This is a genomic window from Synechococcus sp. GFB01 (assembly GCF_001039265.1).
Lineage (GTDB): Bacteria > Cyanobacteriota > Cyanobacteriia > PCC-6307 > Cyanobiaceae > NIES-981.
Genome location: NZ_LFEK01000077.1, coordinates 1 through 8,317 on the forward strand (window position 1 = coordinate 1; position 8,317 = coordinate 8,317).

General features: G+C 71.5%; 10 protein-coding genes and 3 pseudogenes. 8 read left to right on the forward strand and 5 right to left on the reverse strand.

Annotated features, from left to right (window positions below):
- Together SYNGFB01_RS09110 and SYNGFB01_RS13290 are read left to right on the forward strand one after the other, a co-directional pair.
- The coding region (locus SYNGFB01_RS09110; protein ID WP_048017795.1) for a PucC family protein at positions 1 to 679 on the forward strand (679 nt) is incomplete at its 5' end.
- Positions 676 to 1,234 (forward strand): annotated as a pseudogene (locus tag SYNGFB01_RS13290) (inositol monophosphatase family protein); the annotation flags it as partial. The gene SYNGFB01_RS09110 and the pseudogene SYNGFB01_RS13290, both read left to right, overlap by 4 nt.
- Before the next feature lie 46 nt (positions 1,235 to 1,280).
- On the opposite strand, the gene SYNGFB01_RS14945 reads toward SYNGFB01_RS13290, so the two are convergent.
- Positions 1,281 to 1,478 (reverse strand): hypothetical protein, encoded by a 198-nt coding sequence (locus SYNGFB01_RS14945; RefSeq protein WP_048017782.1) that lies wholly within the window; start codon positions 1,476 to 1,478, stop codon positions 1,281 to 1,283.
- Between the two features lie 107 nt (positions 1,479 to 1,585).
- Here SYNGFB01_RS14945 and SYNGFB01_RS09125 point away from each other — a divergent pair, with 107 nt between their 5' ends.
- Positions 1,586 to 2,479 (forward strand): PfkB family carbohydrate kinase, encoded by an 894-nt coding sequence (locus SYNGFB01_RS09125; RefSeq protein WP_235300084.1) that lies wholly within the window; start codon positions 1,586 to 1,588, stop codon positions 2,477 to 2,479.
- A 20-nt stretch (positions 2,480 to 2,499) separates the two neighbouring features.
- Positions 2,500 to 2,625: a CP12 domain-containing protein gene (locus SYNGFB01_RS14665; protein WP_161795881.1), complete on the forward strand. Its 126-nt coding sequence runs from the start codon at positions 2,500 to 2,502 to the stop codon at positions 2,623 to 2,625.
- Positions 2,626 to 2,629: 4 nt separating this feature from the next.
- Here SYNGFB01_RS14665 and SYNGFB01_RS09135 read toward each other — a convergent pair whose 3' ends face one another.
- Positions 2,630 to 2,845 carry a Nif11-like leader peptide family natural product precursor gene (locus tag SYNGFB01_RS09135; RefSeq protein ID WP_048017798.1) on the reverse strand — a complete coding sequence of 72 codons (216 nt, stop codon included), beginning with the start codon at positions 2,843 to 2,845 and terminating at the stop codon, positions 2,630 to 2,632.
- Positions 2,846 to 2,943: 98 nt separating this feature from the next.
- Here SYNGFB01_RS09135 and SYNGFB01_RS09140 point away from each other — a divergent pair, with 98 nt between their 5' ends.
- Complete coding sequence (locus tag SYNGFB01_RS09140) at positions 2,944 to 4,188, forward strand: glycoside hydrolase family 10 protein (RefSeq protein ID WP_048017799.1); 1,245 nt, start codon at positions 2,944 to 2,946, stop codon at positions 4,186 to 4,188.
- Here SYNGFB01_RS09140 and SYNGFB01_RS09145 read toward each other — a convergent pair.
- Both SYNGFB01_RS09145 and SYNGFB01_RS15510 read right to left on the reverse strand, forming a co-directional pair.
- A complete protein-coding gene (locus SYNGFB01_RS09145; protein ID WP_235300085.1) occupies positions 4,171 to 5,304 on the reverse strand; it encodes an apolipoprotein N-acyltransferase in 1,134 nt (377 codons plus the stop codon). The two genes, SYNGFB01_RS09140 and SYNGFB01_RS09145, sit on opposite strands and share 18 nt — an antisense overlap.
- A gap of 154 nt (positions 5,305 to 5,458) precedes the next feature.
- A complete protein-coding gene (locus SYNGFB01_RS15510) occupies positions 5,459 to 5,644 on the reverse strand; it encodes a hypothetical protein (RefSeq protein WP_235300086.1) in 186 nt (61 codons plus the stop codon).
- A gap of 62 nt (positions 5,645 to 5,706) precedes the next feature.
- On the opposite strand from SYNGFB01_RS15510, the gene SYNGFB01_RS09150 reads away from it, so the two are divergent.
- The 3 genes and pseudogenes from SYNGFB01_RS09150 (at position 5,707) to SYNGFB01_RS09160 (ending at position 7,458) form a co-directional block, all read left to right on the forward strand.
- Positions 5,707 to 6,048 (forward strand): phasin family protein, encoded by a 342-nt coding sequence (locus SYNGFB01_RS09150; protein ID WP_048017802.1) that lies wholly within the window; start codon positions 5,707 to 5,709, stop codon positions 6,046 to 6,048.
- A gap of 57 nt (positions 6,049 to 6,105) precedes the next feature.
- Positions 6,106 to 6,769: pseudogene (locus SYNGFB01_RS09155) on the forward strand (FKBP-type peptidyl-prolyl cis-trans isomerase).
- Between the two features lie 89 nt (positions 6,770 to 6,858).
- Positions 6,859 to 7,458, forward strand: coding sequence for a superoxide dismutase (locus SYNGFB01_RS09160; RefSeq protein ID WP_048017800.1), 600 nt, complete (start codon positions 6,859 to 6,861; stop codon positions 7,456 to 7,458).
- 79 nt (positions 7,459 to 7,537) lie between these two features.
- Here the strand turns inward: SYNGFB01_RS09160 and queA are convergent.
- Positions 7,538 to 8,317 (reverse strand): annotated as a pseudogene (gene queA / locus SYNGFB01_RS09165) (tRNA preQ1(34) S-adenosylmethionine ribosyltransferase-isomerase QueA); the annotation flags it as partial.

An 8,317-nucleotide genomic window follows, 5' to 3' on the forward strand; every position in this document is an offset into this window, starting at 1 on the left:
GGCCTGGGCACTGATCACCTCCAGCCGCCAGGTGCTCGTGTTCTTCATCTTTCTGGTGCTGTTCACCCTTGCCCTGTTCCTCCAGGACCCGATCCTGGAGAGCTACGGCGCCGAGGTGTTCGGCATGCCGATCGCCGCCAGCGCGTCCCTGAACGCCGTCTGGGGCAGCGGCACCCTCCTGGGTCTGTTGCTGGCCGGGCTTGCCATCGTGCCCCGCCTCGGCAAGATCGCCACGGCGCGTCTGGGCTGTCAGTTGATCCTGGCCAGCCTCGTGCTCCTGCTGCTTGTCGGACTGAGCGGCCGGGTTGCTCTGCTGCAACTGGTGATGCTCCTCTTCGGCCTGTCCGCCGGCATCGGCACCAACAGCGCTCTCGTGCTGATGCTGGATCTCACGCTGCCGGCCGCTGCCGGCACCTTCGTGGGGGTCTGGGGGCTTGCCCAGGCCCTCTCCCGTGCCCTGGGCAAGGTGATGGGCGGCGGTCTGCTGGATCTGGGTCGCCTGCTGCAGCAGAGCCTGGGCCTCGATGGCGGCTCCTACCCCGCCTATGCCGTGGTGCTCGGCATCGAGGTACTCGTGGCGTTTGCGGCGCTGAGGATGCTGCGTCGCATCAACCTGCGCCAGTTCAGGGAGGATACCGCCAGGAGCCTCAGCAAGGTTCTGGCCCTCGAGCTCGGATGACCACGGCTGCTTCCACGCCTCTGCTGCTTCCCGGTCTGGCGTCTCTGCTGGACCGGGTGGCTGAACGCCAGCGGGCCGATTTCGGCCACATGGTCTCGGACGTCAAGGCTGACGGCAGCCTGATCACCGCCTGTGACCGGTGGAGCGATGAAACGCTCGTGGCGGGTCTGGCCGAACTGTTCCCCGGCGAGGGGGTGCTCAGTGAGGAAGGGGACCGGCGGGTCCCGAGCAGCCACGCCTACTGGGTGGTGGATCCGCTCGATGGCACCACCAACTTCGCGGCGGGCATCCCCTACTGGGCCGTCTCGCTGGCGCGCTTCGAAGCCGGCCGGCCGGTTCTGGCGATTCTCGATGTTCCGCCGCTGCGGCAGCGGATCGTGGCGATCCGCGGCCAGGGTGCCTGGCGCAACGGCAAACCGCTCCGGCCCCCCTCGCTGCAGAGCCATCCGGCCGGTTGCGCTTCGCTCTGCAGTCGCTCGATCGGCGTGCTCCAGAAGCTGCCCCGGCAGCGCTTCCCCGGCAAGATCCGGCTGCTGGGTGTCGCAGGCCGGAATCGAGCCGCAACCTTGCTGCTCCGCTCAGGCAGCAGCTCCGGCTCGGCTCAGGGCTGGAGCATCCGGTTCACCTGGTCGGCCTGGCGCTGCTGTTGCGCGTCGATCCCCTCGACCGCCTGCCGGGCGCGATCGATGCTCTCGACTGGGGCAGCCTTGGGGCCGGCCGGGGAGCCGCTCAGCGGGGTCCAGCGGGTCCAGAGCAGCAGCACGCCCACCAGGGCGGCGATCAGGCCAATCAGTGCCATGGCGGATCCGTGGGGAGGCGAGGGCGCCGCGCAGGCGATCCCCCGGACCCTCCACCTTGTGGCGCGGGGCGGCGCATGTCAAACAGGGCCTGAGCAACGCCGGGAGCATGCGGATGCACGAAGGGTCTGCGGGTCCGGAGCCCTGGCGTCCCCTGCCCCTGGAGGCCCTGCCGCAGCTGCCGCCCCTCGATCTGGCCGTGGTGGGCCATGTGGAGGTGGTGAGCTTCGTGGCGGTGGAGCACCTTCCCCGCCCCGGCGAGATCGCCAGGGGTGAGGCCCTGCTGGAGCTGCCCGCCGGAGGTGGCGCGGTGGTGGCGGTGCAGCTGGCCCGGCTCACGGGCCGGCCCGTGACCTTGATCACGGCCCTCGGGCGCGATGCGGTCGGCCGGCAGGCGGAACGGCAGCTGCAGGAGCTGGGTCTCAGTCTCCAGGTGGCCTGGCGCGACGCCCCCACCCGCCGCGGCATCAGCTTCTGCGATCGCAGCGGCGAGCGCACGATCACCGTGATCGGCGAGAGGCTGGCACCGGCTGCGGCCGATCCACTCGCCTGGGCGGCTCTGGAGCATGCAGACGGTGTGTTCGTGAGCGCCGCGGATGCGGCGGCGCTGCAGCGGGCCCGCCGGGCCCGCTGCCTCACTGCCACGCCACGGGTGCGGCTGCCGCTGCTGCGCCAGGCCGCCGTGCGGCTCGACGCCCTGATCGGCAGCGGGCTCGACCCGGCGGAGCGATGCGAGCCCGGCGATCTCGAGCCGCAGCCACGCCTGCTGATCCGCACCACCGGGGCCGCCGGGGGCGAGGCGCTGCCGGGGGGGCGGTTCCTGGCGCTGCCGCTGCAGGGGCCGGTGATCGACGCCTACGGGGCCGGCGACAGCTTCGCGGCCGGAGTCACGGCAGGGCTGGCGGCCGGCTGGAGCCCGCAGCAGGCGATCAGCCTCGGCTGCCACTGCGGCCGGGCCTGTCTCGGGGCCCTGGGCCCCTATGCCAGCCAGCTGCGGCTCTGAAGCCGCCGAGATTGTGCCCATTGGGGGGTGACGACCTGGTGGCCTTCCAGCAGCGCCATCCCGACGTCACCGACGCACCCTCGCCCCTGGAGGTGTTCTGCGATCTGAATCCCTCCAACCAGAAGTGCCTGATATACGACGACTGAGCGCTCAGCTGTACTCGCCGGGGATGTCCTGCTTGGTGACGGTGACCCGGCCCACCCGCTGGCCGGAGATGCGCAGCAGCTCATCACCCGAGAACTCGAACCCCAGCGGCGCGGCCAGCTGGGCCACATCGTCGGCCGTGGCGGCCGCCTGAACCGCCTGGCGCAGAGCCGGATCCTCCTGCACCCGCAGCAGGAACGCACGAAGCTGATCGAGGGCCATGGTCGCCGGGGCGGTGGGCCCATTCTCGAGGACTGCCGATCCGGCCCGATCCCGCCGGATGGGGGCAATCCCCTGGCCCCTCCCCCTAACCTGCCGCCATGAAGTGCCTGCCGCGACCGCGCCGGAGAGGGCTGATCGCGCTGGCCCTGGCCAGCTGGCTGCTGCCACCGCTGCTCGCAGGGCTGCTGCAGTTCGCCCCGCCGGCCCGGGCCCAGCAGCAGGAGCTGCGCGGCGTCTGGCTCACCGCCAACGACATGCCGGTGCTGCGCGACCGCGGCCGCATGCAGGCCACGGTGAACCAGCTCGCCGATCTGGGCTTCAACCGGCTCTATGCCGTGGTCTGGAACGGCGGCCTGGCCTACTACCCCAGCCAGGTCGTCCAACAGCGCCAGCTGCAGGACTTCAGCTTCCGCGGCCTGCAGGGCCAGGACGTGCTGGCCGAGCTGATCGATGCGGGCCGCAGCCGCGGCCTGGCGGTGGTGCCCTGGTTCGAGTTCGGCTTCATGGCTCCGCCCGACTCGGAGCTGGCCCGCCGCCATCGGGCCTGGCTCACCCAGAAGCAGGATGGCGGGCTCACCTCGATCAGCGCCGCCGGCGAGGTGGTTTGGCTGAACCCCTTCCGGCCAGAGGTGCAGCAGCTGATCACCGATCTGGTGCTGGAGGTGGTCACCACCTACGGCGCCGACGGCATTCAGTTCGACGACCACATGAGCCTGCCGCGGGAGTTCGGCTACGACTCCTTCACCACGGCCCTCTACCGCAAGGAGACCGGCCGCGACCCGCCGGCCAACCCCGCCGACGGCGCCTGGGTGAAGTGGCGGGCCGACCGGATCACCGCCTTCATGGATCGACTGAGCAAGGCGGTGCGGGCGGCCCGGCCGGGCGCCATCATCTCGATCTCGCCCAACTACTACGACTTCGCCTACAAGCTGCAGCTGCAGGACTGGCGCAGCTGGGTGCAGCGCGGCATCGCCGATGAACTGGTGATCCAGATCTACCGACCCGATCTCGAGAGCTACCTGCCCCAGCTCAATCGACCCGAGGTGCAGGAGGCGCGGCGGCGCATCCCCACCGCCATCGCCTTGATGAGCGGTCAGCGCAACCGGCCGACCAGCATCGAACTGATCCGCAGCAAGGTGGCCGCCAACCGGGCCCAGGGGCTCGGCGTCGCCTTCTTCTACCTGGAGAGCCTCTGGTCCCTGGGGCCCGAGCCTCCGGAGCAGCGCATCGCCGCCCTGGCCGATCTGTTCGGGGTTGCCCTGCCGATGCCGAAACCGGCCCCGGGCGGCCTGCCGGCCCCACCGCCACCACTGCCCTCCCCTGCTTCAGAGCCTCCCGGCTGAGCGACCCGCTCGCCAGCGCCAGAACAGGGCCGCCAGCGCCAGCAGCAGCAGCGGAGCATCGCCCCAGCGCGCATAGCCGGTGCGATCCCGCCGCTGTGCCACCTCCAGCACCGCCCGCTGCGGCACCCCGGGCGGCAGCCGCTGGCGCACCACCCCGGACGGATCCACCAGCAGGCTGGGGCCGGTGTTGGCGGAGCTCACCAGCCAGCGGGCCAGCTCGATCGCGCGCAGCTGGGCCAGGGCCTCGTACTGCCGCTGCAGCTGCGGCGGATAGGGGTCGAGGTTGGCGCTGGCCAGCAGCCAGAGCGCCCCCTGCCGCACCGCGGCGGCCAGCGACGCCCCGTCACTCAGCTCGTAGCAGATCGCACCCGCCACCGCCCCGGCCGGGCGGGCCAGCAACCGGGAGGGCGGCCCGGGTTCGATGCCACCGACCGCCGAGAGACCACTCCAGCGCACCAGATCGACCAGGGGCAGCCACTCGCCCAGCAGCACCACGCGGTGCTTGTCGAGCCAGCTGCCAGCCTGCAGCGACCCCGGCGCGAAGCGCAGCAGAGCGCTGCGCTGCTCGAGGCGATCGCCCCGCTCCTGCCAGCGGAAGCCACCGCTGATCAGCTCCACCGGTGCAGGTCCCGCCAGCTCGGGCTCCAGGCCCAGGGCCCCCTCCGGCAGCAGCACCAGATCGGCACCGACCACGGAGGCCTCCTGCAGGGCCAGCTCGAGCTGGCGCCGCAGCCACTGCCGCTGACGAGGCTCGAACTTCTCCCGGGTGGGAATCGCCGGCTGCAGCACCAGCACCCGCTCGCGCCGCCCCCCATCGGCCGGCAGCCAGGCCAGAGCCAGGCCACCGAGGGCATGGAGCAGCAGCAGCGCCGTGAGCAGGCCGGCCAGCCAGCGGCCCCGCCGCGCCGACGCCAGGCAGCGCCAGCCGCACCAGCCGATCGCCAGCTGCAGCGCGCCAGCCCGCCGGCACCCACCAGCCTGGCCAGCCCTGCCAGGGGCCGATCGCCCGGCAGCACCGCCGCCCCGAGGCCGATCCAGAACAGCGGGCCTCGGGCCAGCAGCACTTCGGCCAGCCCCCAGCAGCAGCAGAGCAGGAGCGCGGAGCTGGGCCGCCATGGATTCAGCCGGGCCGCCAGCCGGGTCCAGAGCCCCACCAGCAGGGCAGCCAGGGCACTGATCAGCCCCAGCAGCAGCAGGCAGAGCGGCAGGCTCAGCGGCAGCGGCACGCCGATCCAGTCGAGGGGATGCAGGCCGAGCAGCCAGCGATGGCTCACCAGCACGGCCGCCCCGCCCCAGAGGCGCCGCCCGCCAGCGGCTGGTCCGACGCTGCCGCCATCCAGAGGGGCAGCAACGCCAGCCACAGCAGTGGCGGCGCGCCCAGCGGCGGCAGCGCCAGCCCGGCCAGCCCGCCGCCGACCAGGCAGCAGGCCAGCAGAGTGCGCCGATCGGTGCCCATGGCAGGGCAGCGTAGAAAGCGCCATGGTGAAGACATCCTCCCCGCCCTCGAGCCAGCCCACCATGGACCCGAGCAATCCCCTGCAACAGCTGCTGCTGCGCGGCCTCGGCACCACCTCGCTGGTGACCGAGCGGCTGCGCTGGGTGAGTCAGGAATGGGTGCGCAGCGGCAAGCTCGACCCCAGCCACGCCTCCGCCCTAGTAGAGGATGTGCTCAGGGCCCTGCGGGGCGAGACGCCAGGGCTCGAGGAGCAGGCCAGCCGCCAGCTGGAGCGCAACCGCGACCAGCTGCTGCAGGACCTCGGCATTCCCCAGCAGCGCGAACTCGACGAGCTGCGTGGCCGCATCGACCGGCTGGAGCAGAGCCTGCGCCAGCTGCAGAGCCGCGGCGAGCCCGAGCCCTGAGCGATCCGATCCCAGAGCCGGGCGTGTGGGCAGAATCAGCCCAGTTCCGGATCGGTCATGCGCGACATCCTGATCAGCTCAGCGGTGTGTGTGGCCTGCCTGCTGGTGGCACTGATCAGCCAGCTGGTGAGCCCCACCCCACCGGCGGTGGCCTCGCCCGTCACCACCACGGCCACCGCCACGGCCGTCTCCACCGCAGCCCCGGCTGCCGCCGCCGCTCCGGTGGTGGCCGCGGCCAGCCAGAGCGCCAATCCGTTCGAGCTCGATCCCCGACGACCCCAACCCCACCCTCTTTGCCATGGCTCCCGAAACCCCTCCCGCCAGCGCTGACTCCGAGATCGCCCAGGCCAGCGCCCTGGGCGGCGAGATGAGCGCCCCCCGGGAGCGGCAGACCCCCTCCGGGCTGCGCATCACCGACCTGGTGGTGGGCGATGGCGCCGAAGCCGTGGCCGGCCAGACGGTGGTGGTGAACTACCGCGGCACGCTCACCAACGGCAAGGAGTTCGACAGCAGCTACGGCCGCGGGCCCTTCTCCTTCCCGCTCGGTGGCGGCCGGGTGATCAAGGGCTGGGACGAGGGCGTGGCTGGCATGCGCGTGGGGGGCAAGCGCAAGCTGGTGATCCCGCCCGATCTNGCCTACGGCGAGCGTGGCGCCGGCGGCGTGATNCCGNCCAATGCCACCCTGGTCTTCGAGGTGGAACTGCTCCGGGTGGGCGGCTGATCACCACGGATCAGCACAGATCGCGATCGTTAGGATGCCCCTGCCGTCGGAGACGCCGGCAGGCAACATCCATCTCCTGACCCTGTTCCATGGCTCACACGCTGCCCGCGCTGCCCTACGACCTCGACGCCCTGGAGCCGCACATCTCCCGCCAGACGCTCGAGTTCCACCACGGCAAGCACCACAACGCCTATGTCACCAACCTCAACAATCTGGTGGCCGGCACCGAGCTGGAGGGCAAGAGCCTGGAAGACACCATCACCGCCGTGGCCGGTGACGCCGGCAAGGCCGGTGTGTTCAACAACGCCGCCCAGGTGTGGAACCACAGCTTCTACTGGCAGTGCATGAAGCCCGGTGGCGGCGGCCGGCCCAGCGGCGCCCTGGCCGACAGGATCAACGCCGACTTCGGCAGCTTCGAAGCCTTCGTGGAGCAGTTCAAGACCGCCGGCGCCACCCAGTTCGGCAGCGGCTGGGCCTGGCTGGTGCTGGATGGAGGCACCCTCAAGGTGACCAAGACCGGCAATGCCGACCTGCCCCTGGCCCACGGCCAGAAGGCCCTGCTCACCATGGACGTGTGGGAGCACGCCTACTACCTCGACTACCAGAACCGCCGTCCCGACTACATCACCACCTTCCTCGAGAAGCTGGTGAACTGGGACTTCGTGGCCGCCAACCTGGCCGCCGCCTGATCCGGAGCAGTTCAAACCTGCCCCGCCCTTCAGCCCCCGGCATGCCCGGGGGCTTTTCCGTGTGGGCATCGTGTGGGCGTCAGNCCTGGGGCCGCGACTCCGCCAGCACCGCTTCCGGTGCGATCCACATGGCATCGCCGTAGGAGAAGAAGCGGTAGCGACGCTCCATCGCTTCGGCGTAGAGGGCCAGGAGCCGCTCGCGGCCGATCAGGGCGCTCACCAGCAGCAGCAGCGAACTCTTGGGCAGGTGGAAGTTGGTGAGCAGGCCCTGCACCACCTGGAAGCGGTAGCCGGGCTGGATCACCAGGTTCACCGGACCCGTGTGGGGCGCCAGCATCCCGCCATGGAGCTGGGCCACCGCCTCCAGGCTGCGCACCGAGGTGGTGCCGATCGCGATCACGCGGCCGCCCCGCCTCCGGCAGGCGGCCACCGCATCGACCAGCTCGCGGCTCACCTCCACCCACTCGCTGTGCAGTTCGAGATGGCGCAGGTCTTCCGTTTCCACCGGCCTAAAGGTGCCGAGGCCCACGTGCAGGGTGGTGGTGGCCAGCTCCACGCCACGGGCGCGGATGGCGGCCAGCAGCTCATCACTGAGGTGCAGACCGGCGGTNGGGGGCGGCCACGGCGNCGGGGCGGGCGGCGTAGCGGGTCNTGATAGCGCTCGTTGTCGGACGCGTCGTGCTCGTGGATGTAGGGCGGCAGCGGGATGGCGCCATAGCGCACCAGCAGGGGCTCCAGCGCCGCCGCATCCGCGCACTCGGGCGGAAACTGCACGATGCGGCCGCCCGTGTCGGGGTCGCTGCCCACCACCTGCACAGCCAGCGGCGGCTGCCCATCGGCCACCACCTCGATCCGGTCG